The following is a 25,084-nucleotide window of genomic DNA, read 5'->3' on the forward strand; positions in this document are numbered from 1 at the left end:
GTCAGGGACGGAACCGCGCGACGGGGTTGACCAGGGTGCCGGCGAACAGCAGCGAGTCGGCCTGGTCGGCGAGGTCGACCATCTGCCGGGTGTCGCGCAGCTGCAGCCGGTTGAGGCACGAGTGCGCGAACTCGGGCGCGAACAGGTCGATGCGCGCGAACGCCTCGGCCAGCTCGGGGTGATCGGCCTGGTGGTCGGCGATGCACTCGGCCACCAGGGCCCAGAACTCGTCGGGCGCCAGCATCCCGTCCTCGGCGAGGATCGCGGCGAGGAACCGCAGGAACCCGTCGAAGACGTCGGTCAGCACCGACAGCGGCTTGACCTCGGCGGGGACGTCAGCGCGGACGCGCTCGACCTCGGCGGGCAGCTCGAGGTCGCCCATGACGGCGATCTCCTCGCCGATGTCCTTCATCAGCACCCGCGTCGGCACGTGCCCGTCGAGCACCAGGACCAGGTTCTCGCCGTGCGGCATGAACGCCAGCTCGTAGCGGTGCAGGCAGTGCACGACGGGTCGCAGGTACGCCCGCAGGTAGCGACGCACCCACGTCGTGGCGTCGAGCCCGGACGCCCGCACCAGCGCGACGGCGTACGACGCGCCGTCGCGGTCGCGGTGCAGCAGCGACGCCATCGTGGCGAGCCGCTCGCCGTCCGCCAGCCGGGCCTCGGGGCTCTCGCGCCACAGCGCGGCGATCATCTTGGTGTACGGCGACGCCGTGCCGAGCCGGTGGTAGGCGTCGCCGGTGTAGGCGATCGCGGCCCGCTCGCGCAGCACGCCGAAGCCGCCCGCGACGAGCTCCTCGTCGGACGCCACGAGGTCGGCGACCCAGTCGTTGATCGCCGGCGTGGCCCGCATGTAGCGCGGCGACAGCCCCCGCACGAACCCCATGTTCTGGATCGACAGCGCCGTCTTGACGTAGTGGCGGTCGCGGCGGGACGTGTTGAAGTACGTCCGGATCGACTGCTGCGCCTGGTACTCGTCGTCGCCGCGGCCGAGCAGCACGAGGTCGTCGCGGCCGAGGTCGGCCGCGAAGGTCACGGCGATCTTGTGCTCCCACTGCCACGGGTGCACCGGCACGAGCAGGTAGTCGGACGGGTCGAGCCCGCGACCGCGCAGCGTCCCCGCGAAGCGACGCCGCGTCGACGGGTCGAGCTCGCCGGTGTAGAGCGACTCCTCGTCGAGGCCCTCCCCGAGCGACAGATGGGCGAGGCTGCGCCGCGCGGCCACCCAGACGATCGTGAAGCGCGACCCCGTCTCGGGCGCGTACGCCGCGTGCTCGGCGAGCGAGAAGCCGATGCGGCCGTTGTTGGCGACGAACGCCGGGTGACCCTCGGTCATCGCGGCCTCGATCGCCTGGAAGTCGGCGCCGACGAGCTCGCGCGCCGACGCCGTGGCGTGCACGTGCTTCCACGCCGATCCGGCCAGCGTGCTGCTGATCTCCTCGAGGTACGTCGGCAGCAGCCCGTCGGGGATGCCCAGCACGTCGGCGTGCTCGACGACGAAGGCCAGGGCGTCGACGTCGGCGGGCTCGCCGTCGACCGTCCGGACGATCGACCACGGGCCGACGACCCAGTGGTCGAGGTCGTACCGGTGGGCGTGGAACAGGTAGTGCGAGCGTCCGTCGGGCGAGAACAGCTCGTGGTCCGGCCCGACCGGGCGGGGGTCGAGCAGCCGCTCGTGCGCGAACTCGCCGATCGCCTTGGCGACCAGCATCCGGTGCGCTCGGCCCATCGGCCCGGGCGACAGGTGCGCGGCGCCGTCGACGTCGGCGACGTGGTGCGGCCCGCGCCCGAGGTCGCTGCGCTCGAAGTCGTCGCGGGTGCAGACGCTCAGGGCCGCGACCTTGTCGGACAGCTGCACGTGTCCCACGACCGTGAACCCCGCGGACGCGTTGAGGGCCGCGATGCGCTGGTTGCGGACGTCCGGCTCGACGACGACGCGGTGCCGGCGCGGGTCGTCGAGGCACAGCTCCATGACCGTGCGGAACACCGCCGACGTGAACCCGCTGCGCGGCCGGTCGGTCGGCGCGACCAGCACGTGCATGCCGATGTCGCCGAGCCGCCAGTCGTATCGGCCGGCCAGCTCGCTGTGCTCGGGGTCGTACGTCTCGGCGAAGAAGGCCGGCTCGCCGTCGACGCGGCCGAGCCACGCGTCGTGGTGCCGGTCGGCGACGATCGCGGCGTACGCGTCCCAGACGTCCTGCACCGAGGCGTCCTGCATGCCCCAGAACACCGACCGGGGGTGCGTGACCCAGGCGTGCAGCACGTCGCCGTCGCGGTCGACGTCGACGGGCTCGATCGTGACGGTGCCGACCTCGGTGCTGCGCGACAGCAGGACGTCCGCGGTCGTCATCGGGCCACCCCCGCCGGACGGCGGGCGAGGTCGAGCGGCACCCCGAACTCCTGGAACGCGACGTGCCGCTCGACGGGGTAGACCTCGCGCCCCGTCAGGCCGCGGATGATGATCGAGTTGCGGTAGGCCCCCATGCCCAGGTCGGGCGCGATGAGGCCGTGGGTGTGCTCCTCGGCGTTCTGCACGTAGATCTCCTCGTCGTCGTGGTCGATCGTGTAGTCGGCGGCGACGTCGTAGCGTCCCCGGTCGTCGAAGCGGATGCGTCCGGCGATGCCCGACACGAACGCCGGAACCCGGGCGCGGTAGCCCGTCGCGAGGACGAGCCCCTCGGTCTGCAGGTCGAGGGGCTCGTCCAGCTCGGTGTGGCGCATCGCGAGCGCGTAGCGGCCGGCCGCCTCGTCCCACGACGCGTCGGTCAGCTCGGTGTTGGTCAGCAGCCGCGTCGGCACGTCGCCGTGCACGCGCTTGCGGTAGAGCGTGTCGAAGATCGCGTCGACGAGGTCGCGGCTGATGCCCTTGTAGAGCGCCCGCTGCTCGCGCAGCAGCTCGTCGCGGGTCGTCGCCGGCAGCGCCTGGAAGTGCCGCGTGTACTCCGGTGACGTCATCTCGAGCGTCAGCTTGGTGTACTCCATCGGGAAGAACCGGGGCGATCGCGTCGCCCACACCAGCTCGTAGCCGTGGGTGTCGATGTCCTCGAGCAGGTCGAGGTACACCTCGGCGGCGCTCTGCCCGCTGCCGACGACCGTGATCGAGCGCCGGGCCTGCAGCTCGGCCTTGTGTCCCAGGTAGTCGGCCGAGTGGATCACGGGGCCGTCGAGCCCGCTGACCGCCGACGGCACGTGCGGACGGGTGCCCGTGCCGAGCACGAGCCGCCGCGCCCGGTACGTCTCGGTCGAGCCGTCGCGCAGGCGCGCGGTCAGGACGTACGCCTCTCCGTCGTGCTCGACGCGGTCGACGTGGCGCCCGAAGCGGACGCCCTCGACCTGAGCCGCGGCCCACCGGCAGTAGGCGTCGTACTCGGCCCGCAGCGGGTAGAAGCTCTCGCGGATGTAAAACGGGTACAGACGACCGGTCTGCTTGAGGTGATTGAGGAACGAGTAGCGCGACGTCGGGTCGGCCATCGTCACGAGGTCGGCCATGAACGGCACCTGCAGCGTCGCGTCCTCCAGCATCATGCCGGGGTGCCAGCTGAACTCGTCGCGTGACTCGAGGAACACGCCGTCGAGGCCGTCGACCGGCTCGGCGAGGCACGCCAGGCCCAGGTTGAACGGGCCGAGGCCGATCGCGGCGAAGTCGTGGACCGTCGCACCCATCAGTGCACCTCCTGGGTGGCCCGCAGGTCGTCGAGCAGCTCGTGCCCGATGTCGGTGACGAGCGCCAGCACGGCCCGCAGGTCGTCCGGCGTGGTCTCGGGGTTCAGCATCGTGAGCTTGAGCCACGCCCGGCCGTCCGACCGGGTGCCGGCGATGACGGCCGAGCCGCTGCCCGCGATCGCGCGGCGGATCGCGGGGTTGACCCGATCGGCGTCGTCGTCCGACATGCCGGGCGGACGGAACCGGAACACCAGCGTGCTGAGCGTCGGCGCCGTGACGACCTCGAGATCGGGGTCGTCGAGCATCAGCCCGTGCCCCGCGGCGGCGAGGTCGACGACGGCGTCGACGTAGTCGCCGATCGCGTCGGCGCCCATCGCGCGCAGGGTCATCCAGAGCTTCAGGGCGTCGAAGCGGCGGGTCGTCTGCAGGCTCTTGTCGACCTGGTTGGGCTGCGCGGACGACCGCGGGTTCAGGTAGTCGGCGTGGTACGTGACGTGCCGCAGGGCGTCGCCGTGGCGGAACAGCACGGCGCTCGAGCTGACGGGCTGGAAGAACGTCTTGTGGAAGTCGACCGTGACGGAGTCGGCGCGCTCGATGCCGTCGAGCAGGTGGCGCCGACGGGTCGAGACGAGCAGCCCACCGCCGTAGGCGGCGTCGACGTGCATCCAGACGCCGTGCTGGGCGCACACGTCGGCGACGTCGACGAGCGGGTCGATGCTGCCGTAGTCGGTCGTCCCGGCCGTCGCGACGACCGCCATCGGGACGAGGCCGGCCGCGCGGGCGTCCCACACGGCCCGGTCGAGCGCGACGGCGTCCATCCGGCGGCGGCGGTCGGTCGGGATCGTGACGACGGCGTCGGGCCCGAGGCCGAGGACGTTCGCCGACTTCTGCACGCTGAAGTGGCTGTCGCGCGAGGCGAAGACGCGCAGGCGCGAGGCGTCGCCGGCGAGGTACGCCTGCCCGCGGGCCACGAGCAGGGCCTGCAGGTTGGACTGCGTGCCGCCGCTCGTGAAGACGCCGTCGGCGTCGGGACCGAGGCCGATGCGGTCGGACGTCCACCGCACGAGCCGGCGCTCGATCTGCGTCCCGCCGCCGCTCTGGTCCCACGTGTCGAGCGAGGAGTTGACCGACGACACGAGCACCTCGGCGACCAGGGCCGGGACGACGACGGGGCAGTTGAGGTGCGCGAGGTAGCGCGGCTCGTGGAACCACACCGCGTCGTCGAGGTAGACCGACCGCACCTCGTCGAGCACGGCGGCCATGTCGTCGAGGGGGCGGTCGAGGTCGACGTCGTCGACCTTGGCGCTGACGGCGCGGACGTCCGCGCCCGACCACGGCCCGTCGACCCCGGCGACGTGATCGGCCACGACCGCGACGCCGCGCGCCATCTCGTCGCGATATCGTCCGATGTTGGCTGCGTTGAACAGATGGTGACGCACGAGCTCTCCCCCGAGAAGTGGGTAGGACAGGCTTACCTAATCCGACTCGGGCGGTGGAATCAACCCCCTGCGACATCCCTCACACGAGACATGCTGACGCCCGATCCTCGGCGAAGAGCCGGTCCCACATGACGGACAAGTGCGGGTCCGTGCCGTCGTAGCCGCGGGCCGAGATGGCTCGGTGCACACGGTGGACGACCTCGCGCTTGTCCCGCAGATCGGCCGAGGTGACCACGATCAGGCGCCACCCCGCTGCTTCGAGCTCCTCGCGTCGCTCACGGTCGCGCTGCCGCTGCCGGGCGTCGCGCTCGTGGTGCCAGCCGTCGTACTCGACCAGCACCTTCCACCGCGCGTAGACCAGGTCGCCCCGCGCCAGGAACCTGCCCGATCCGTCCAGGATGTCGACGTTGCACGATGGTTCGGACAGGCGTGCGAAGACGATCATCAGCCGCAGCGTCGTCTCGAGCGGCGACTCGACCCCCTCGCGCGTCAGTGCCATCACCCGACGGACACGACGCACCCCGTCCAGGTGGCGGCCCATCGCGTAGTCCATCAAGGCTTCGGACGTCGTGTGACCGCGGTGGATCATGTGCTCGATCGCCTGGACGAGCGATACCAACCGCACCTTCGTCGCGATGTCGACGATCGTCCTGTCGGCTCCGGTCACGGGAAGTCCATCCAGCACGACCGGACGCAGAGCGCCACGTCGTCGGTGGGTCACGATGCCGGCGAGCCGGCTGTGGGTCGAGGTGGCGGTGGAGACGTGCAGCGGCCAACCGTCGTCCAGCGTCAGTCCGTACAGGCGCATCGCCGTGGTGTGACTGACGACGGCGTCGGCCGGCAGCACCAGCAGCGCCGCCGTCAGCCACACGTGCAGATCGAGTGACCGGTCGGACGCGATGTAGACGCCTCGGAGGAGCCGGCGATATCGCGAGCTGCGGAGGCGCCCGACCGGCACGCCAGCATCTGCCGCTTGCCGGACGGTGAAGGGCCGCGAGGTGTCGAGCACGTCCCGACCCTCCCGCCGCAGCAGACACCCCCACCAGGCCCGACGGCACCTCTGTGGAAAACCCCCACCCCGCGCGGCCCTAGGAAAACCCCAAGATGTGGGCACCGTCTGTCGGTTTCTCGGTGCAAACCGACCGGACGTGCCCACATCTCGTGCTTGCGGGCCGGCGACCGGGCGGTCGCCGGACGGAGTCAGCGCTCGCTGTCGAGCATCGCCATCTGCTCGCTCGCGTAGCGCGTGCCGGCCACCTGGTCGAGCGGCATCGCCGCCTCGACGTCGGCCAGCTGCTCGGCGGTCAGCGCGACGTCCGCGGCGCCGAGGCTCTCGGCGAGACGCTCGCGCGTGCGGGCACCGACGACGGGGACGATGTCGTCGCCGCGCGACGCCACCCAGGCGATCGCGGCCTGGGCGACCGTGATGCCCGCGGCGTCCGCGACCGTCCGCAGCGCCTCGACCAGCGCGAGGTTCCGGTCGAGGTTCTCGCCCTGGAACCGCGGCGTGTGCGAGCGGAAGTCGCCGGCACCCTTCGTCGCCGCGTCGTAGTGCCCGCTGATCAGGCCACGCGACAGGACGCCGTACGCCGTGATGCCGATGCCGAGCTCGCGGCACGTGTCGAGGATGTCGCCCTCGACGCCCCGCGAGATCAGCGAGTACTCGATCTGCAGGTCGCTGATCGGGTGCACCGCGTGCGCCCGACGGATCGTCTCGGCGCCGACCTCCGAGAGCCCGATGTGACGGACGTACCCCGCCTCGACCAGCTCGGAGAGGGCGCCGACGGTCTCCTCGATCGGAACCGTGGGGTCGAGGCGTGCCGGGCGGTAGACGTCGACGTGGTCGACGCCCAGCCGCTCCAGCGAGTAGGCCAGCGACGTCTTGGTGGCCGCCGGGCTGGTGTCGGCGCCGAGCCACGAACCGTCCGGGCCGCGTTGCGCGCCGTACTTGACGCTGATCGTGACGGCGTCGCGGTCGCGTCCCTGCAGCGCCTCGCGCAGCAGCAGCTCGTTGTGGCCCATGGCGTAGAAGTCGCCGGTGTCGAGCAGCGTGACGCCCGCGTCGAGCGCGGCGTGGATCGTGGCGATGCTCTCGTCGCGGTCGGCCGGGCCGTAGAGGGCGGACATCCCCATCAGGCCGAGGCCGATGGCCGGCGTACCGCCGAGGGTTCCGAGGGTCTTGGTGCGCAGTGTCGATGTGGTCATGCCTCCACGGTGCGCCTCGCGGGCCACGGGCGGGAGAGGAGCGCTCACCCACGGATTCGCGGTCCCTGCCTCCGGGGCGCGGTGCGAGCCATGATGGACGCATGCCCATGGACCGCGCCGCGCTCGCCGACTTCCTCACCCGTCGCAGGGACGCACTCCAGCCGTCCGACGTCGGTCTGACGGCCGGCCCCCGACGTCGCGCGCCGGGCCTGCGCCGCGAGGAGGTCGCACACCTCACGGGCATGTCGGTCGACTACTACGCCCGGCTCGAGCAGGCCCGCAGCCCGCAGCCGTCCACCCAGATGCTGCAGGCCCTTGCGCGCACCCTGCGGCTGAGCCGCGACGAGACCGACCACCTGCACCGGCTCGCCGGCCACCCCGCTCCCGACCGCACCGGGTCGTCGCGCCACGTGCGGCCCGTGCTGCTGCATGTGCTCGACCAGCTCGACGACTGCGCCGCGTTCGTGTGCTCCGACCTCGACGAGGTGCTGGCGCAGAACCGGCTGTCGGTGCTGCTGCAGGGCGACCACTCCGGGCGCACGGGCCTGCGGGCCAGCTCGACCTACACGTGGTTCACCGAGCCCGGCGCGCAGGACGGCATCGTGGCCGAGGACCGACCCGAGCACAGCCGCGTCCGCGTCGCCGACCTGCGAGCCACCTGGTCGCGTCGCCACGGCGACGCCGACGTCAGGGCGCTCGTGGACGCGCTGCTCGACGAGAGCCCCGAGTTCGCCGAGATCTGGGAGCGGCACGAGGTCGGGGTCAAGCACCTGCAGCACAAGAGGTTCGTGCACCCGCGGATCGGCGAGCTGACGGTCGACTGCGAGACCCTCGCGACCGACGAGGACGGCCAGCGCCTGATCATCCTCGGCGCGGCGCCCGGCAGCGACGCCCACGGCCGGCTGCAGCTGCTGCGGGTGCTCGGCGAGCAGACCCTGGAGGTCTGAGCGCACCCTCGCGACCGCCGCGCCTATGGTGGGTCGGTGACGTTCACCGGATTCCCCGAGGCGGCCCTCGACTTCTACGACGACCTCGAGATGGACAACACCAAGACGTTCTGGGAGGCGCACCGCGACGTCCACGCGACCGCCGTCGCCGCGCCCATGAAGGCGCTGACGGCCGCGCTGGCCGACGAGTTCGGCGACGCCAAGATCTTCCGCCCGTACCGCGACGTCCGGTTCTCGAAGGACAAGACGCCCTACAAGACCCACCAGGGCGCCTTCGTCGCGAAGGGACCCTCGACGGGCTACTACGTGCAGGTCGGGGCGCCCGGCGTCCGGGTCGGCGTGGGGTTCTACGAGGCGTCGGGCCCCCGGCTCGCGAGCGTCCGCGAGGCGATCGTCGACCAGCGGCGGGGCGCCGAGCTCGAGGACGTCCTGGCCGCCCTGTCCGCCGCCGGCTGGGAGGTCGGCGGTGACCGCCTCAAGACCGCACCCCGCGGCTACTCCGCCGACCACCCCCGCATCGAGCTGCTGCGGCACAAATCGATGACGCTCGGCAAGGCGTACGGCTTCGAGCCGGTCATCCACACCCCCGAGCTGCTCGACCGTGTGCGCGCCGACTGGCGCGAGGCGACACCGTTCGTCGAGTGGGTGCTGCGCTACGCCAGGGCCTGAGACGACACGGCCCACCGCGTCCGGCCGGCCGCCTTGGCGTCGTACAGCGCCCGGTCGGCAGCGTCCATCAGACCGCTGAGACCGTCGATCGTCGCCGACTGCGCGGCGGCCAGGCCGACGCTGATCGTCACCGGGACGAGCCGCTCGTCGACGACGACGCCGCAGCGCAAGGCCTCGACGAGCGCCTCGGCCGCCGCCTCGGCACCCTCGCGACTCGCGCACTCGGTGATGACGAGGAACTCGTCGCCGCCGAGCCGGATCGCCACGGCGTCGTCGGACTGGGCGCTCCGGATGCGCTGCGCGGTCTGCACCAGCACCTCGTCGCCGACATGATGGCCGAACCGGTCGTTGACGGCCTTGAAGCCGTCGAGGTCGCAGGCCAGGACCGCCACCACCGCGTCCGGCGCGACCCGCCCCAGCAGTGCGTCCATCGCACCGCGCGCACCCCGGCGGTTGAGCAGCCCCGTCAGCGGGTCGTGCTCGGCGTCGCGGCGGTGCCTCATCTGCTCACGACGCTCGAACGAGATGTCGACGATCGTGCACACGGCCCGCTCCGGGGCCGAGGCGACGCCACCGATGCCGCGCACCGTGACGCGGAACCACCGCGCGTCGCCGCCGCGGCCCGTCTCGGCCACGAACGTCACGGCGGGCGCACCCCTGCCGAACACGCCGTCGAGGGCGTCGCACATGCCGCGCCCGCCGTCGTGGACCGTGACGGCACGGTCGAACGCTGCGGCGTCGGTGACGTCCGGCAGCGCCTCGCGGAAGGCCCGGTTGGCGTCGACGAACGCCCCGCCGACCTCCGCGATCGCCGTCAGCGTCGCGGCCGTGTCGAAGGCCAACCGGTAGATGCGCTCGTTGAGCGCGGTCCGCGCCAGCGTGCGGGCCGCCGCGATGGCGGTCTCGGCCTGCCTGGCCACGATCTCGACTGTCGAGGCCTGGGCCAGCTCGGGCACCAGCCCCGACCGGGGCATGTCGACGCTCACGACCCCGATCATCTCGCCGGCCGAGTCAGACATCGGCACGAACAGCGCGTAGTCGGGCTTCCAGGCGCGGGGATCGTCGGCCGTGCGGTCGAACCACTCCGTGTCGTCGGACGTCCAGCTGCCGGCCACCGAGCTCTCGCCCGACTCCTTGCTCAGCAGCAGGCCGTGGTGCGGCACCGAGGCGGCGAACTCGGCGTCCCACTCGTGTCGCGGCGCCTCGAGGCCGAGCAGCGCCTCCCCCACCTCGGGCGGGCCCGCCACGGCCACGACCTTGAGGTCGCCGGAGTCGGTGACCAGGTTGATCGCGGCCGATCCGAAGTCCGCGACGTCGACCAGGGCGCGACACACGGTGTCGAGGACGGTCTGCAGATCGGTCGTCGAGGCGAGCGACCTGGCCAGGTCGACCAGACCCTCGACGGTCCTCAGGGAGAGGACCGGCTGGGACACGAAGCCCATGTGCACACCTCGCTGCCGTGGAGCGCTCACGCTATCGCGAGCGAGCCACGGCTGCGCGGCGAATCCCGACCTTCGGGACCTCAGAGATGGACGGCCTTGAGCCCCGCCTCCGGGTAGCGATCACCGGCCGCGACGCCCACCGGCGCGACCTCGTCGAGCGAGGCGAGATCGGACGCCGAGAGCTCGATGTCGGCGGCGGCCACGTTCTCCTCGAGGTACGTGCGGCGCTTGGTGCCGGGGATCGCGACGACACCCTGCTGGTGCAGCACCCAGGCGAGTGCCAGCTGGCCGGGTGTCGCGCCCTTGGCCTCGGCCAGCGAGCGCACCGCCTCGACGACCGCGAGGTTGGCGGCGATGTTCTCGTCCGACCAGCGCGGGTTGGTGCGCCGGAAGTCGTCCGCGTCGAGCTCGTCGGTCGAGGCGATCGCCCCGGTCAGCAGGCCCCGCCCGAGTGGCGAGTAGGCGACGAACGCGATGCCGAGCTCACGGGTCGTGTCGAGCACGCCGTTGACCTCGGGCGCGCGCTCGAACAGCGAGTACTCGGTCTGCACCGCCGTCAGCGGGTGCGTCGCGTGCGCGCGGCGGATCGTCTCGGGCGCCGCCTCGGAGATGCCGAGGTAGCGGACCTTGCCCTCCGCGACGAACTCGCCCATCGCGCCGAACGTCTCCTCGATCGGGACGTTCGGGTCGACACGGTGGATGTAGTACAGGTCGATCGTGTCGCGGCCGAGGTGGCGCAGCGAGCGCTCGAGGGCCGTGCGCAGGTACTCCGGGGAGCCGTTGGTGCCCTTCCGCTCGCCGTCGTCGGTGATCTCGACGCCGGTCTTGGTCGCCAGCGCGTACTCACCGCTGCGGCTGCCGATCGTCCGGCCGATCAGCTGCTCGTTGATGAACGGTCCGTACATCTCGGCGGTGTCGATCAGGCTCACGCCGAGGTCGAGCGCGCGGTTGAGGGTCGCCTCCGACTCCTCGTCGTCACGGGCCCCGTAGAACGCGGACATGCCCATCGCGCCGAGCCCCTCGACGCTGGCCTCGAGGCCCTGGCTTCCCCATGCGGTGGTCTTCATCGCAGCACCTGTTCCTTGTAGTAGTCGATCTTGCGGTTGATGGCCGTCAGGTGCGTCTGCACCTCGGCCAGCTCCTCGAGCACGTGCACGCGGTGCGCCTCGAGGATCGCGAGGCGGTCGGCCTCGCTCCCGTCGACGCGGTACAGCTCCACGAACTTCTTGATGTCGCGGATCGGCATGCCGGTGCGGCGCAGCATCACGAGCGTCCCGAGCCAGGCCACGTTCTCGCGGGTGTAGCGGCGCTGGCCCGACGACGACCGTCCGGGACGGTGGAGGGTCAGGCCCTCCTTCTCGTAGTAGCGCAGCGTGTCGACGCTCAGCCCGCTCGCCTCGGCGGCGGCGCTGATCGTCAGGCCCTCGGCGGGCACGTCGGTCAAGGTCATGTCTTCAGCATGACCCCTGGAGCGCGCTCCAGCACAAGTCGAGAGGCACGATGGACTCATGGCCGACCGCATCGAGACCGACCGCTTCATCCCCGCTCCTGCCGCCGACGTGTTCGCGGTGCTGACCGATCCGCAGGGCCACGTCGCGATCGATGCGACCGGCATGCTGCAGGACGCCGACGGCGAGCGCGTGACGGCGGCGGGCGACACGTTCGTCGTCCACATGGACCGTGAGTCGCTGAACGACATCCCCGACTACGGCAAGTACGACGTCACGGTCACGATCGAGGACTTCGAGCCCGACCGACTGATCTCGTGGACGATCCTCGGCCGGGTGCGGCCCGGCATGGGCCACGTCTACGGCTACCGCCTCGAGCCGGTCGACGGCGGCACGCGGGTGACGTCGTTCTACGACTGGTCGGACATCACCGAGCGGGCGCGCGCGAGCGGTGTCTTCCCCGTCGTGTCGAAGACGGCGCTCAGCGGCACGCTCGGCATCCTCGACCGGACGGTCAGGCGCGGCTACCCGCGCGGCTGACGGTCACGAGTCGACGCCGTCGATGGCCGTGGCCAGCTCGCGGATCTGCTGTGCGTAGCTCGCGTAGTTCAACGTGGCGTCCGTCGTCCAGCCCACGATCCGCCCGTCCCGCGCTGCGTCGATCGACGACCAGGTCGGGTAGTCCGAGCGGATCTTGTCGAGGCCGTAGGCGTACGGACGCTGGTCGAGCAGGATCAGATCAGGGTCGAAGTCTCCTGCGTTCTCCCAGCTGACGGGCGCGAACGAGCCCGATCCGGGAGTGCGGGCGACGTCGGACTCGATGAACGTCAAGCCCCAGTCCCGGTAGTCGCGCAGCTCGGGGAACTCGTCAGTGATGGCGACGTAGAACTCGTCCGTCGGCGAGACCGCCAGCACCTTGACGTCAGGCTGGGCCGCGATCGCCGACTTGAGGTCGGAGACGGCCTGCTCGAAGTCGGCACGATCGGCGTCGATCCGTGCTCCCTCGACGTCGGCGCCCAGCAGCTGGGCCAGCTTGCGGTACTCGACGAGCGACTCCGAGGCCGTGCCCGTCGCCGACACGGCGGCCATCGGCGCGACCTTCTGCAGGTCGGTGACGACCTTGGCGTCCTTCGCGCCCAGGCCGCCGAGGAAGTCACCCGGGTAGGCGCCGGTGATGATCAGGTCGGGCTCGAGCCCGACGACCTTCTCGACGTCGACCTCTCCGTACGCCTGACCGACGCTCTCGGCGCCCTTCAGGTCGAGCCCCGCGAGGGTGAAGCTGTCCTCGAGCGGGCCGGCCCCCCACACCCCGACCGGGTGGATGCCGTACGGGATCAGGCCGGCGGCGGCCTGCTCGCTGGCGACGATCCGCTGCGGGACGTCCTCGAGCGCGACGGTCTCGCCGCGACCGTCGGTGTAGCTGAAGTCCGGGGACCCCGAGGCGGCGTCACGACCGCTGCCCTCCGAGGCGCTCGAACCGCAGGCTGCCAGCACGATCATGAGCAGGCCCGTGACGATGGCGGGCAGGGCGAGAGAGCGGAAGCGCGGGGACACGGAGGGCCTTTCGACGGGGACGGTTCGCCGCAAGATTAGGTAAGCCTAGGCTGTTCTACAATCCAGATGACATGACGCCAGTACGCCCGTGCTGACACCTCTGCGTCCATCCAGCGACACCTGAAGGCGGCGACGTGCCCGATCGACCCGCCGATGTCGCCCAGCTGACAGCGTCAGAATTCTGGGCGGCGCACTCCCTTGTTGCCACGGAGTCGTGGTTCGAGCCGCACACGCACGCCGAGGACCATCTCGCCTGGGTGCGACGAGGCACGGGCGAGATCACGGTCGCGGGCGTCCGGTGGGACCTCCACGCCGGTGCGATGGTGTGGGTGCCCGCAGGCGTCGTGCACGACGTCGCACTGCGGGCCGGCGCGGACCTGCTGAGCCTCTACGCGAACGTCGGTCTTCGACCGGCCGGTCCGTCCTGGGTGCGGGCACGCGTGCTGCACGCCGACCGCCTGCTGAGCGCTGTCGTCGAGCACCTGGCCGACGACTCACCCGCCGCGGGACGCCGCCACCTGTGCTGGACCCTCTACTCCGATCTCATGGCCGACGCCACGGACCTGTTCGACTCGTTGACGCTGCCCACCGATCCCCCCGCGCGGCTCGTGGCCGAGCAGGTCCTGCGCTCCCCCGGCGACCCGCGCGGCATCGAGGCCTGGGCGTCGGGCGCCGGCGTCAGCTCGCGCACGCTGATGCGGGCGTTCCTCCGCGACACGGGCTGCACGTTCGGGCGGTGGCGAACCCTGGCACGGCTGAACGCGGGCGCGGCACTGATCGTCGCCGGGGAGCCGGTCCATGTCGCCGCCGAGGCGGTCGGCTATCGGACGTCCAGTGGTTTCATCGCCTCGTTCAGGGCAGAGTTCGGCACGACGCCCGAGAAGTACCGTCGCCAATTGAGGTGATCACACTGCCGGGCGCTCCGGCCGGGGCCTGGTGGTCCAGTGCAGCAGGCCGTGGCCCTTGTAGCCGTGGTGTCTTCGACACAACGGCCCGAGGTTGTCTCCGGCGGTGGGGCCTTCGGGAAACGGGATGCGATGGTCGTAGTCGCAGAACTTGGCCGGGACCATGCACCCGGGGCCTTGGCACGTCCCGTGCAGGAACTGCAAGGCGATCTTGAGGATGTCGGGGGCCAGTCGGCCGATGTATTCGTGCGCCAGGACGTCGTCGTTGACCGGATCGACCACGATGCGGTGCCAGAACGTCGAGCCGGAGCCGACGACCGCGGCGATCCAGGCGGCCGGGACGCCCCACCGGCCGTCGGACGACTCGGCGAAGCCGGGCGTGAAGCCCGCGAGCACGTCGGCGCCGACGGTGACGGCGATGTTGGCGTCGATTGCGGACGATGCGGCGTCCGACTCGGTGCACCAGGCGACCAGCAGGTCGGCCTCGCGCTGTGCGAGCGTGCGCTCGTCGTCGGGGTCGGTGATGCGGCGAGCAGCCTTGCGGTAGCGGTCTTCGATCGCCGCGAGCTCGTGCGACGGCAGGTAGGCGCTGAGCCATCCCATCGAGTCGTCGCCGTGCTTGACCGACACGTACCGCTTGGCGCGCTCGTCCTCGGCGCGCCCGATCGCGAGATCGGCCTCGACCCGGCGGACGAAGGCCTTGAGCCACGCGCGCAGCTCGGCGACGGTGTGGGTCTCGGCGTAGGCGACGACTCGCTGGTCGAGACGGTGCACCGACTCGGTGCGCTTGAGCTGGTCGATGGTGCTGCCGATCTCGCGCACCCGCGCCAGGTCGATCCGGCCGTCCAGGAACGCGCCCCACGTCGTCGGCGACTGGTCGCGGACGGTGTCGGCGAACGAGAGCCGGTACTGCACCTGCCCCTCGCTCATGCCGGAGGCCTCACCGATCGTCAGCGCGACGGACCCGCGCTCGACGTGCCGTCGCATCGGCGACTCGTCCGACGCGGCGATGCGCTGCAGCTCGGCGTCGCGGTAGTCGAGCATCGCCACGATCTCGCGTGCCTCGGCCCGCGCGCGCTCGCGCACGACGCCGGTCAGGACGTCGGTCGAGACAGCTGAGGTGGTGGCCACACATCCAACCTAGAGGTCACCACCGACACCCTTTTGCGCTGCAATCAGAGGGTGTGAACAACCTCGAGAACTGTCACGAGGAGGTCTTGACGAACCACTTGCATTTTGCAAGTGTGGATGTCATGAGCCTCTTCATCACGTGCCCCGTCGACAACGTCGACCGCGCCACGGCCTTCTACACGGCACTCGGCTGGACCCTCAACGCCGAGATGTCCGACCACAACGTGTCGTGCTTCGCGATCGCGCCCGAGCAGTACGTCATGCTCGGCAGCCGCGAGATGTACGCCAGCGTCGGAGGGACCGACGACCTGATCGGCGGGCCCGACACCCCGTCGAAGGTCACCGTCTCGTTCGACCTCGGCAGCCGCGAGGCCGTCGACGAGCTCGTCGACCGAGCCGTGGCCGCCGGCGGGCGCAACGGCGACATCGACGACTACCCGTTCATGTACCAGCGCCAGTTCGACGACCTGGACGGCTACCACTACTCGCCGTTCTGGATGAAGCCGGACACCGACCCGACCGCGTGACCGGACTCGCTGCCGCGCTCGACGTCGTCGGAGCGCGATGGGCCCTGCTCATCGTGGAGAGGCTGCTCGAGGGTCCGCAGCGCTACGGCGACCTGCAGCGCGATCTCGGCGTGCCCACCAACATGCTCGCCACCCGCCTCCGCGAGCTCGAGGCCGCCGGCGTCCTGACCCGACTGCCGCTGCGCCACAACACCCGCGCATACGCACTGACCGACCGCGGCCTAGCCCTGCACGACGCCATCGCCGCCCTCGCCCGCTGGGGTACCGACCACACTTGAGCGCGACGCTCGGTCACTCCGCTCTCGCGGTCGCCCTTGAAGCTTGACGCCCGACGTGTCCTATTCGCGGGGGAATGACGTAGGTCGCGATCGCATGCGCGAGACGCGGGCGGGTAGCGATAGACCGGCTCAGTCGTGAATTGAGGCGTAGCGGTTGCGGGACGCTAGGGTTCCCAAGATGGTCTACTACTGGCTTCGGATCTACGTGCGCGTCATCCCCTTCGCCGGTCTAGTCTGCGTCGCCGGTGCCATCTATTTCGCGTTCTCCGGCGAGTCTTCAGAAGTGCGCGACTGGGCTGGCGGCGCGGCTGGATGTCTAGGCGGATTTGTCATTGGATGGCTCGCTATACGGGTGATTGAGAACAGGCGCGCCAGCGCTTAGGGCTATGGCGGTGAAATGCCCGAGACCCTCTAGATGCGGCATCTAGAGGGCCTCCGCAGGATGAAGGCCCCGTCAGGGCTTCTTGCGCAGCAAATACACGTCCATGATCCAGCCGACGGTCGTCTTGACCTCGATGCGGGTCGTCAGGACGTCGACGGCGACCTCGGTGACGCGGCCGGCGACGAGGCGTTCGTCGGGGGTGCCGAGGTTGGCGCCCCACCAGATCGTCCACTCCTCGAAGCCCTCGAGGTCGATCGTCGAGTTGAGCATGACGAGGATGTTCTCGGCACCTGAGGCGAGGGCCTCGCGCAGGCGGCGGCCCGTCGTGACGACGATCGGCTGGCCGATGTCGTGCAGGACGATGCGGTGCCGCGCGGCCAGCAGCTGCAGGCTCGAGATGCCCGGGATGACGTCCCACTCGGCCTCGACGCGTCCGCGGGCCAGCACCTTCTCGACGATGCGGATCGTCGAGTCGTAGAACGCGGGATCGCCCCACACCAGGAAGCCGACATCGCCCTCTCCATGCCCGAGGATCGCCTGCTCGTACGCCTCGGCGCGGGCGTCGTGCCAGTCGACGACGGCCTGGTCGTAGTCGTCCGGGTCGCGGTCGCGCTCGGGGTCGCGCACCGCGACGACGGGCGGGATGTCGTCGAGGTGCCGCTCGAGCAGCGCCTGCCGGGCGGCCAGCAGCTGGTCTCCCCCGGGCTTGTCGGCCTTGTCGGCGGTGATGAAGTAGTCGACCGAGCGCAGCGCCCGGACGGCCTCGATCGTCACCTGGTCGGGGTGACCGGCGCCGATGCCGATGATCCTGATCCGACGCATCAGCCGCGGTCCTCCAGGTCACCCTCGACGTCGAGGTAGACCTGCTGCATCGCGGCCAGCACGTCGGCGTCGGGCTCGGCCCACAGGTCGCGGTCGACGGCCTCGTTGAGCCGCTCGATGATGCCGCGCAGCGCCCACGGGTTCGACGTCTTCATGAACTGCTGGTTGGTCTCGTCGAGGACGTACTCCTTCGCGAGGGTCTCGTACATCCAGTCGTGCACGACACCCGTCGTGGCGTCGAAGCCGAACAGGTAGTCGACCGTCGCGGCGAGCTCGAACGCGCCCTTGTAGCCGTGGCGCTGCATCGCACCGATCCACCGCGGGTTCACGACGCGGGCGCGGAACACCCGGGTCGTCTCCTCCTGCAGCGTGCGGGTGCGGACGGCGTCGGGCGACGTCGAGTCGCCGACGTACGCCTTGGGGTCGTTGCCCGTCAGCGCGCGCACCGTCGCGACCATGCCGCCGTGGTACTGGAAGTAGTCGTCGGAGTCGGCGATGTCGTGCTCGCGGGTGTCGATGTTCTTGGCCGCCACCGCGATGCGCCGGTAGTTGGCGCGCATGTCGTCGGCCGCCGGGGCGCCGTCGAGGTCGCGGCCGTAGGCGAAGCCGCCCCATGCCGTGTAGACCTCGGCGAGGTCGTCGTCGTTCTTCCAGTTGCCGGCCTCGATGACCTGCAGGATGCCCGCTCCGTACGAGCCGGGCTTCGAGCCGAAGATGCGGGTCGTCGAGCGTCGCTCGTCGCCGTGCTCGGCGAGGTCGCGCTGCGCGTGGGCCCGGACGTAGTTGCGGTCGTCGGGCTCGTCGAGCTCGGCGACCTGGCGGATCGCGTCGTCGAGGATCGAGATGACGTGCGGGAACGCGTCGCGGAAGAAGCCCGAGATGCGCACCGTGACGTCGATGCGGGGACGGTCGAGCTCGTCGAGCGGGACGATGCGCAGGCCGTTGACGCGGCGCGAGGCCGGGTCCCACTCGGGCTCGACGCCGATCAGCGCGAGCACCTCGGCGATGTCGTCGCCGGACGTCCGCATCGCCGACGTGCCCCACACCGACAGGCCGACCGAGCGCGGGTACTCGCCGGTGTCGTGCAGGTGCCGCTCGATCAGCGAGTCGGCCATCGCGCGTCCGGTCTCCCACGCGAGGCGCGACGGGACGGCCTTGGGGTCGACGGTGTAGAAGTTGCGACCCGTCGGCAGGACGTTGACGAGTCCGCGCAGCGGCGAGCCCGACGGCCCGGCCGGGATGAAGCCGCCGTCGAGGGCGTGCAGCACGTGGTCGAGCTCGTCGGTGGTCTTGGCCAGACGCGGCACGACCTCGGTCGCGGCGAACTGGAGCACGCGGACGACGTCGGGGACGTCGGTGAGCGTGCGGGCCACCGAGGCGTCCCAGCCGGCCTCCTCCATGCCGATCACGAGGGCGCGGGCCTGCTCCTCGATCTCGTCGATCGCACCGAGGTGGCCGTCGCCCTCCTTGAGCCCGAGCGCGGAGCGCAGGCCGGGGACGGCTCCGGTCTCGCCGCCCCAGATCTGGCTGGCGCGCAGGATCGACAGCACGAGGTTGACCCGCGCCTCCCCCGCGGGCGCCTGCCCGAGGACGTGCAGGCCGTCGCGGATCTGCGCGTCCTTGATCTCGCACAGCCAGCCGTCGACGTTGAAGATGAAGTCGTCGAAGTCGGCCTCGTCGGGGATCTCGTCGAGGCCGAGGTCGCGGTGCATCTCGGCGGCCCGCATGTGTGTCCAGATCTGCGAGCGGATCGCGGGCAGCTTGGCGGGGTCCATCGCCGCGATGTTGGCGTACTCGTCGAGCAGCTGCTCGAGCTTGGCGATGTCGCCGTAGCTCTCGGCGCGCGCCATCGGCGGGATCAGGTGGTCGACGATCGTGGCGTGCGCGCGGCGCTTGGCCTGCGCGCCCTCGCCCGGGTCGTTGACGAGGAACGGGTAGATCAGCGGCAGGTTGCCGATCGCGGCGTCGGTGCCGCACGCCGCCGACAGGGCTGCGTTCTTGCCCGGCAGCCACTCCATCGAGCCGTGCTTGCCGAGGTGGACGACGGCGTGCGCACCGAAGGCCTCCTCGACCCAGCGGTAGGCCGCGAGGTAGTGGTGCGAGGGCGCCATGTCGGGGTCGTGGTAGATCGCGACGGGGTTCTCGCCGTAGCCGCGGGGCGGCTGGATCATGAGGATGACGTTGCCGGCGCGGATCGTCGCCAGGACGATCTCCTGCTCGTCGTTGACGAACAGCTTGCCGGGCGCGGGGCCCCAGGCCTCGAGCATCGCGTCGCGCAGGTCGGGGTGGAAGTTCTCGAACCACCCGGCGTACTGCGCGGCGGGGATGCGCACGTGGCTCTCGGTGAGCTGCACCTGCGTGAGCCACTCCTCGTCCTGGCCGCCGGCGGCGATGAGCGCGTGGATCAGCGCGTCGCCGGCCTCGGTCAGGTCGTCCATCTCGAGCCCGGGGACCTCGCCGGGGGCGCCGAGGTCGTAGCCCGCGTCGCGCATCGCGCGCAGAAGGCGGATCGTCGAGGCGGGGGTGTCGAGGCCGACGGCGTTGCCGACGCGGCTGTGCTTGGTCGGGTACGCCGACAGCATCAGCACGATCTTCTTGTCGGCGGCCGGCAGGTGGCGCAGACGCGCGTGGGCGATCGCGATGCCGGCCACGCGGGCGCTGCGCTCGTCGTGCGCGACGTAGCGGGGCAGCCCGTCCTCGTCGATCTCCTTGAACGAGAACGGGGCGGTGATGATGCGTCCGTCGAACTCGGGGATCGCGATCTGGTTGGCCGAGTCGAGCGGCGTCACGCCGTCGTCGGACGCCTCCCAGTCCTCGCGGCTCGACGTCAGGCACAGGCCCTGCAGGATCGGGATGTCGAGGGCCTTCATGCGCTCGACGTCCCACGACTCGTCGTCGCCGCCGGCGCTGACGGTGCCGGGTTTGGTGCCGCCGGCCGCGAGCACCGTGACGATCAGGGCGTCGAGGGTCGCGAGCTCGGCGAACAGCTCGTCGGGGGCGGCGCGCAGCGACGAGCTGAAGATCGGGACGCCGACGGCCTCGCCGGTCGCATCGATCGACGTGGCCAGGGAGTGCGCGAAGCCGCTGTTGCCGGACGCCTCGTGCGCCCGGTAGTACAGCACGCCGATGCGCGGCAGGTCGCTGTTCTCGACGGCCTCCGGTCGGGCTGCCACTCCCCATTCCGGGAGCACCGCCGGCGGCTCGAAGCCCTCGCCCGTCAGCAGGACGGTGTCGGACAGGAAGGCGTGCAGCTGCGCGAGGTTGGCCGGCCCGCCCTCGGCGAGGTAGACGTGCGCATCGGCCGCGACGCCGATCGGGACGGTCGACTGCTCCATCAGCTCGGCGCTCGGGGTCTGCTCGCCGCCGAGCACGACGATCGGCTTGCCGATGTCGCGGATGCGCCAGAAGCCCGAGCACAGGTCCTGCGGCGAGCCGAGGATGCGGGCGACGATCAGGTCGGCCTTCTCGAGCGCCTCGGCCATCTCGGTGTGGTTCGGCCGGGACGGGTTGGCGTACAGGTAGTCGGCTCCCGACGCCCGGGCCGACAGCAGGTCGGTGTCGGACGTGGACAGCAGCGCGATGCGCGTCATGTTCCTCCTCGGGGTTCTCGCCCCGTCTGGTGGGTTGCTCCACGTCGAGTGTCTGGCTGGGCCCCCTCGCGGGGGAACACAGTGGCGGAACCGCTCCGGACTCGCACCGGATTCCTGCGCCGTGGAAGTGCCGTCAGCCTACCGGGCCGACGGCGGTCGGCGGACTCACGAGCCGAGACCCAGCTCGCGCAGCCCGGCCGCGACCTCCTCGAAGCCGTCGACGTTGCGGATCGACGGGTCCATCGTGGTGCCGGGCAGGATGATGAAGCGCTTCTTCCTGACGGCCGTGAGGTTCTTGGTGGCCGGGTTCGACTCCAGGAACGCGATCTTGGCGGCCGCGGTGTCGCCCTCCGAACCGCGGGTCAGGTCGGCCAGCACGAAGACGTCGGGGTCGCGGTCGACGACCGACTCCCAGCTGACCTCGGGCCACAGCAGGTCGAGGTCGTCGAAGGCGTTCGTCGCCCCGACGGCGCGCGTCATGATGCCCGGCGCACCGCAGCAGCCGGCGAAGTACGGCGTCTTGGTCGAGGAGTACCACCAGGCCGTCGAGACCCCGCCCGCGTCGAGACCGTCCGCGGCGGTGGCGGCGCGCCGCTTCAGTTCGGCGACCAGGGCGTCGCCGCGATCCTTCACGCCGAACAGCGTCGCGACGTCGCGGATCTCGGCGTACTGGTCGTCGAGCGTCAGGGCCGTGGTGTGGGTCGCCTCCTGGCCGGCGCACTCGCTGGGCGACTGGTAGACGTCGATGCCGAGGTCGGTGAACCGCTGGCGGTCGGCGATGCCCTCGTCGGTGAACGTGTAGTCGAACGTCGCGTAGACGAGATCGGGCTCGAGCGCCAGGACGGACTCGAACGACGGGAACTCTTTCGGGAACAGGTTGAGGCCGGCGAGGTCGTCCTTCAGCCCGGGCAGGACGTTGGTGTCGCCGAGCCCGGCGCCGACGATGCGGTCACGGAGCCCGAGCGCCAGCAGCAGCTCGGTCGCCGGCTGGTTGACCGTCACGGCCCGTTGCGCGGGACGGTCGAGCTCGACCTTCCGGCCGCAGTTCGTGACGCTGACGGCGGGGTCGGACGAGCCGCGGCCGGCCTCGCCGTCGGACGACGACGAGCCGCAGGCGGCGAGCGGGAGCAGGACGAGCAGACCCGCCGCGGCGGCGGCGGACAGGCGGCGGTCAGGACGGGGCGACGACATGGGGGTCCCTCTCGGGGTCCGGGGGCCCGTGCGCGAGGCCCCGTGGGCGGTTGACGTCGACCGGACGGTCGGCGGCCAGCAGGTCTTCGGACTCGGGATCGACCGGACGGCGCGCCTTCCCGGACCTCTCGGTCCAGTGGCCTCGTGCTCCGCCCGTCACCCTCACCGCTGCGCGTCAGTCCCGGAGTCTCACCGGGTTCCCTGGCTCATCGCTGAGTTGACTGGCACCCGGAACCTAGCAGCGGGCGCCCATCGATCACCACATGGTTCTCGTCACAGGACTGGATCACCCTGCCCACCGGCGCCTGACCGCTCGTCGGCCCGGACCGACCGCTCGTCGCGCGCGGGTGGCGACACACGTCGCCGATGTGGTCTGGTGAGAGACGGCCCGCGACCCGGGCCCCTTGACGACCGACGGGGAGCCCACCATGACCACCACGCAGGCCCGGCCAGACCACCGCGGGGGCCACCGCGTCCGCAGCATCGCGATCTGGAGCGTCGTCGCCCTCGTCGGCGCGACGTGCTGGGCCGTCCTCGCGCTGTCGCGCGGTGAGGACGTCTCGGCCCTCTGGATCCTGTTCGCGGCGCTCTCGTCGTACGCGATCGCGTACCGCTTCTACTCGCGGTTCATCGCCAAGAAGGTGCTCGAGCTCGACGACACCCGCGCCACGCCGGCCGAGCGGCTCGAGAACGGCGTCGACTACGAGGTGACCGACCGCCGGGTGCTGTTCGGCCACCACTTCGCGGCGATCGCCGGCGCCGGCCCGCTCGTCGGCCCCGTGCTCGCGGCCCAGATGGGATACCTGCCCGGCACGATCTGGATCATCGTCGGCGTCATCCTGGCCGGCGCCGTGCAGGACATGGTCGTGCTGTTCCTGTCGATGCGCCGCGACGGCAAGAGCCTCGGCCAGATGGTCCGCGAGGAGATCGGCGTCGTCGGCGGCACCGCGGCCCTCATCGCGGTGTTCGCGATCATGATCATCATCCTGGCGGTGCTGTCGCTGGTCGTCGTCAACGCGCTCGCCGAGTCGGCGTGGGGCGTGTTCTCGATCGGCCTGACGATCCCGATCGCCCTGTTCATGGGCTTCTACCTGCGCTACATCCGCCCGGGCCGGGTGCTCGAGACGACCGCGATCGGCGTCGTCGCCCTGCTGCTGGCGATCATCGGCGGCGGCTACGTCGAGCAGCTGGGACTCGAGAGTGCCCTGACGATCTCGAAGGAGCACCTCGTCGTCGCGCTGGTGGTCTACGGCTTCATCGCGTCGATCCTGCCCGTGTGGATGCTGCTGACGCCTCGCGACTACCTCTCGACGTTCATGAAGGTCGGCGTCATCGCGCTGCTGGCGGTCGGCCTCGTCGTCGCCGCGCCGGTGCTGCAGGCCGATGCCGTCACGAGCTTCGCGACCGACGGCGACGGACCGGTCTTCGCGGGCAAGGTCTTCCCGTTCGTGTTCATCACGATCGCGTGCGGCGCCCTGTCGGGCTTCCACGCCCTAATCGCGTCGGGCACGACGCCCAAGATGATCAGCAAGGAGAGCCACGTCCGCATGATCGGCTACGGCGGCATGCTGATGGAGTCGTTCGTCGCGATCAGCGCGCTCATCGCGGCCGTCGTGATCGACCAGGGCCTGTACTACTCGATGAACGCGCCGGCCGGCATGACCGGCGGGACGGTCGAGGGCGCGGCGCAGTTCGTCGGCACCCTGGGCTACACGATCACCCCCGACCAGCTCAGCGCCGCGGCCGCCGCGATCGAGGAGCAGACGCTGGTCTCGCGCACCGGTGGCGCGCCGACCCTGGCGTTCGGCCTGTCGCAGGTGTTCCACGAGGCGTTCGGCGGCAACCTGCAGGCGTTCTGGTACCACTTCGCGATCATGTTCGAGGCGCTGTTCATCCTGACCGCGGTCGACGCCGGCACGCGCGTCGGACGGTTCATGCTGCAGGACACGATCGGCAACGTCTGGAAGCGCTACGGCGACGTCTCGTGGCGTCCGGCGGCCTGGTCGGCCAGCGCCATCACGGTGGGCGCGTGGGGCTACATGCTGTACATCGGCGTGACCGACCCGCTCGGCGGCATCAACCAGCTGTTCCCGCTGTTCGGCATCGCGAACCAGCTGCTCGCGGCGATCGCCCTGACGCTGTGCGTCACGCTGCTGATCAAGCACGGCAAGCTGAAGTACGCGTGGGTGCCGGGCATCCCGCTCGCGTGGGACCTCGTCGTGACGATGACCGCGAGCTGGCAGAAGATCTTCTCCGACAACCCCGCGCTCGGCTACTTCGCGCAGGCGTCGCGCTACCGCGAGGCCCGCGACGCCGGCGAGCTGCTGGCCCCCGCGACCGACCGGGACCAGATGGGCCAGATCATCACCAACTCGACGACCAACGGCGTGCTGCAGTCGGCGTTCGCGGTGCTGGTGATCGTCGTGGTCGCCAACGCCGCGCTCATCTGGGTGCGCGCGATCCGCGCCGGCTCGCTGCCCACGACCGAGGTGCCGCACACGCCGTCGCAGATCGTCGCCCCCGCCGACTTCTTCGCGACGGCCGACGAGAAGAAGGCGGTCGCGGCGTGGGAGGACGAGCGTCGGCCGGTTCGGAGCGGACGATGAACGCGCTGGTGCGCACCTGGCGCGGCCTGCGGTGGTACCTGCGGACGTTCAGCGGCGAGTCGCGCTGGGACGACTACCTCGCGGCGTGCGAGCGCGACGGCGTGACGCCCGCGAGCCGGCGCGCGTTCGAGCGGCACCGCGCCGACCAGGTCGAGCACGCGCCGATGGCCCGGTGCTGCTGAGATCGGTGCTGCCGAGATCGGTGCTGCTGACGTGACAGGGGTTGCGGCGATCCGTGGTCGACGCAACCATGGGCTGACGACCTCGCCTGATCGACCCATCGCT

General features: G+C 71.0%; 21 protein-coding genes and 1 riboswitch. Of the genes, 8 read left to right on the top strand and 13 right to left on the bottom strand.

Features of this window, described 5'->3' with window-relative positions:
• Window position 1: 1 nt before the first annotated feature.
• From IFT73_RS11370 to IFT73_RS11390, 5 genes are all read right to left on the bottom strand, one after another.
• Window positions 2–2,350, bottom strand: a complete 2,349-nt coding sequence (locus IFT73_RS11370; protein ID WP_192167697.1) for a GNAT family N-acetyltransferase — start codon at window positions 2,348–2,350, stop codon at window positions 2–4.
• The gene (locus tag IFT73_RS11375) at window positions 2,347–3,663 is read right to left on the bottom strand and encodes a lysine N(6)-hydroxylase/L-ornithine N(5)-oxygenase family protein (protein WP_192167698.1); all 1,317 of its coding nucleotides are present in this window, start codon (window positions 3,661–3,663) and stop codon (window positions 2,347–2,349) included. Before IFT73_RS11375 ends, IFT73_RS11370 begins: the two co-directional genes overlap by 4 nt.
• The gene (locus IFT73_RS11380; RefSeq protein WP_371811250.1) at window positions 3,663–5,102 is read right to left on the bottom strand and encodes an aspartate aminotransferase family protein; all 1,440 of its coding nucleotides are present in this window, start codon (window positions 5,100–5,102) and stop codon (window positions 3,663–3,665) included. The genes IFT73_RS11375 and IFT73_RS11380 overlap by 1 nt, the downstream gene beginning before the upstream one ends.
• Window positions 5,103–5,181: 79 nt before the next feature.
• On the bottom strand, window positions 5,182–6,111 hold the full coding sequence (locus IFT73_RS19610; protein WP_192167699.1) for a DUF559 domain-containing protein: 930 nt from the start codon (window positions 6,109–6,111) through the stop codon (window positions 5,182–5,184).
• Window positions 6,112–6,302: 191 nt separating this feature from the next.
• Complete coding sequence (locus tag IFT73_RS11390; RefSeq protein ID WP_192167700.1) at window positions 6,303–7,307, bottom strand: aldo/keto reductase; 1,005 nt, start codon at window positions 7,305–7,307, stop codon at window positions 6,303–6,305.
• Window positions 7,308–7,408: 101 nt separating this feature from the next.
• Here IFT73_RS11390 and IFT73_RS11395 point away from each other — a divergent pair, with 101 nt between their 5' ends.
• Both IFT73_RS11395 and IFT73_RS11400 read left to right on the top strand, forming a co-directional pair.
• Entirely contained in the window at window positions 7,409–8,254 is an 846-nt protein-coding gene (locus IFT73_RS11395) for a helix-turn-helix transcriptional regulator (RefSeq protein ID WP_244633310.1), read from the top strand.
• Window positions 8,255–8,290: 36 nt separating this feature from the next.
• On the top strand, window positions 8,291–8,923 hold the full coding sequence (locus IFT73_RS11400; RefSeq protein WP_192167701.1) for a TIGR02453 family protein: 633 nt from the start codon (window positions 8,291–8,293) through the stop codon (window positions 8,921–8,923).
• On the opposite strand, the gene IFT73_RS11405 is transcribed toward IFT73_RS11400, so the two are convergent.
• From IFT73_RS11405 to IFT73_RS11415, 3 genes are all read right to left on the bottom strand, one after another.
• Window positions 8,908–10,365: a GGDEF domain-containing protein gene (locus tag IFT73_RS11405; protein ID WP_192167702.1), complete on the bottom strand. Its 1,458-nt coding sequence runs from the start codon at window positions 10,363–10,365 to the stop codon at window positions 8,908–8,910. The genes IFT73_RS11400 and IFT73_RS11405 overlap by 16 nt on opposite strands.
• A gap of 80 nt (window positions 10,366–10,445) precedes the next feature.
• A complete protein-coding gene (locus tag IFT73_RS11410; protein WP_192167703.1) occupies window positions 10,446–11,432 on the bottom strand; it encodes an aldo/keto reductase in 987 nt (328 codons plus the stop codon).
• Window positions 11,429–11,815: a MerR family transcriptional regulator gene (locus tag IFT73_RS11415; RefSeq protein ID WP_056605597.1), complete on the bottom strand. Its 387-nt coding sequence runs from the start codon at window positions 11,813–11,815 to the stop codon at window positions 11,429–11,431. Before IFT73_RS11415 ends, IFT73_RS11410 begins: the two co-directional genes overlap by 4 nt.
• Window positions 11,816–11,873: 58 nt before the next feature.
• On the opposite strand from IFT73_RS11415, the gene IFT73_RS11420 reads away from it, so the two are divergent.
• Window positions 11,874–12,353, top strand: a complete 480-nt coding sequence (locus tag IFT73_RS11420) for an SRPBCC family protein (RefSeq protein ID WP_192167704.1) — start codon at window positions 11,874–11,876, stop codon at window positions 12,351–12,353.
• A gap of 3 nt (window positions 12,354–12,356) precedes the next feature.
• On the opposite strand, the gene IFT73_RS11425 is transcribed toward IFT73_RS11420, so the two are convergent.
• Window positions 12,357–13,367 (bottom strand): ABC transporter substrate-binding protein, encoded by a 1,011-nt coding sequence (locus IFT73_RS11425; protein WP_192167705.1) that lies wholly within the window; start codon window positions 13,365–13,367, stop codon window positions 12,357–12,359.
• Between the two features lie 134 nt (window positions 13,368–13,501).
• On the opposite strand from IFT73_RS11425, the gene IFT73_RS11430 reads away from it, so the two are divergent.
• Entirely contained in the window at window positions 13,502–14,272 is a 771-nt protein-coding gene (locus tag IFT73_RS11430) for an AraC family transcriptional regulator (protein ID WP_192167706.1), read from the top strand.
• Here the strand turns inward: IFT73_RS11430 and IFT73_RS11435 are convergent, their stop codons facing one another.
• Window positions 14,273–15,403, bottom strand: coding sequence for an HNH endonuclease signature motif containing protein (locus tag IFT73_RS11435; RefSeq protein WP_192167707.1), 1,131 nt, complete (start codon window positions 15,401–15,403; stop codon window positions 14,273–14,275).
• Window positions 15,404–15,525: 122 nt separating this feature from the next.
• On the opposite strand from IFT73_RS11435, the gene IFT73_RS11440 reads away from it, so the two are divergent.
• Both IFT73_RS11440 and IFT73_RS11445 read left to right on the top strand, forming a co-directional pair.
• Window positions 15,526–15,930, top strand: coding sequence for a VOC family protein (locus tag IFT73_RS11440; RefSeq protein WP_192167708.1), 405 nt, complete (start codon window positions 15,526–15,528; stop codon window positions 15,928–15,930).
• Complete coding sequence (locus tag IFT73_RS11445; RefSeq protein WP_192167709.1) at window positions 15,927–16,208, top strand: helix-turn-helix domain-containing protein; 282 nt, start codon at window positions 15,927–15,929, stop codon at window positions 16,206–16,208. Before IFT73_RS11440 ends, IFT73_RS11445 begins: the two co-directional genes overlap by 4 nt.
• A gap of 454 nt (window positions 16,209–16,662) precedes the next feature.
• Here IFT73_RS11445 and cobF read toward each other — a convergent pair whose 3' ends face one another.
• From cobF to IFT73_RS11460, 3 genes are all read right to left on the bottom strand, one after another.
• Entirely contained in the window at window positions 16,663–17,412 is a 750-nt protein-coding gene (gene cobF / locus IFT73_RS11450) for a precorrin-6A synthase (deacetylating) (RefSeq protein ID WP_192167710.1), read from the bottom strand.
• A complete protein-coding gene (gene cobN, locus IFT73_RS11455; RefSeq protein ID WP_192167711.1) occupies window positions 17,412–21,002 on the bottom strand; it encodes a cobaltochelatase subunit CobN in 3,591 nt (1,196 codons plus the stop codon). Before cobN ends, cobF begins: the two co-directional genes overlap by 1 nt.
• 165 nt (window positions 21,003–21,167) lie before the next feature.
• Window positions 21,168–22,193, bottom strand: a complete 1,026-nt coding sequence (locus IFT73_RS11460; RefSeq protein WP_192167712.1) for an ABC transporter substrate-binding protein — start codon at window positions 22,191–22,193, stop codon at window positions 21,168–21,170.
• Window positions 22,194–22,252: 59 nt separating this feature from the next.
• A riboswitch (cobalamin riboswitch) is annotated at window positions 22,253–22,434 on the bottom strand.
• Window positions 22,435–22,621: 187 nt separating this feature from the next.
• Between IFT73_RS11460 and IFT73_RS11465 the strand changes: the two genes are divergently transcribed.
• Window positions 22,622–24,799 (top strand): carbon starvation CstA family protein, encoded by a 2,178-nt coding sequence (locus IFT73_RS11465; protein ID WP_192167713.1) that lies wholly within the window; start codon window positions 22,622–22,624, stop codon window positions 24,797–24,799.
• A complete protein-coding gene (locus IFT73_RS11470) occupies window positions 24,796–24,981 on the top strand; it encodes a YbdD/YjiX family protein (RefSeq protein ID WP_192167714.1) in 186 nt (61 codons plus the stop codon). Before IFT73_RS11465 ends, IFT73_RS11470 begins: the two co-directional genes overlap by 4 nt.
• Window positions 24,982–25,084 lie beyond the last annotated feature (103 nt).

This window comes from Aeromicrobium sp. CFBP 8757, assembly GCF_014841755.1.
Taxonomy (GTDB): domain Bacteria; phylum Actinomycetota; class Actinomycetes; order Propionibacteriales; family Nocardioidaceae; genus Aeromicrobium.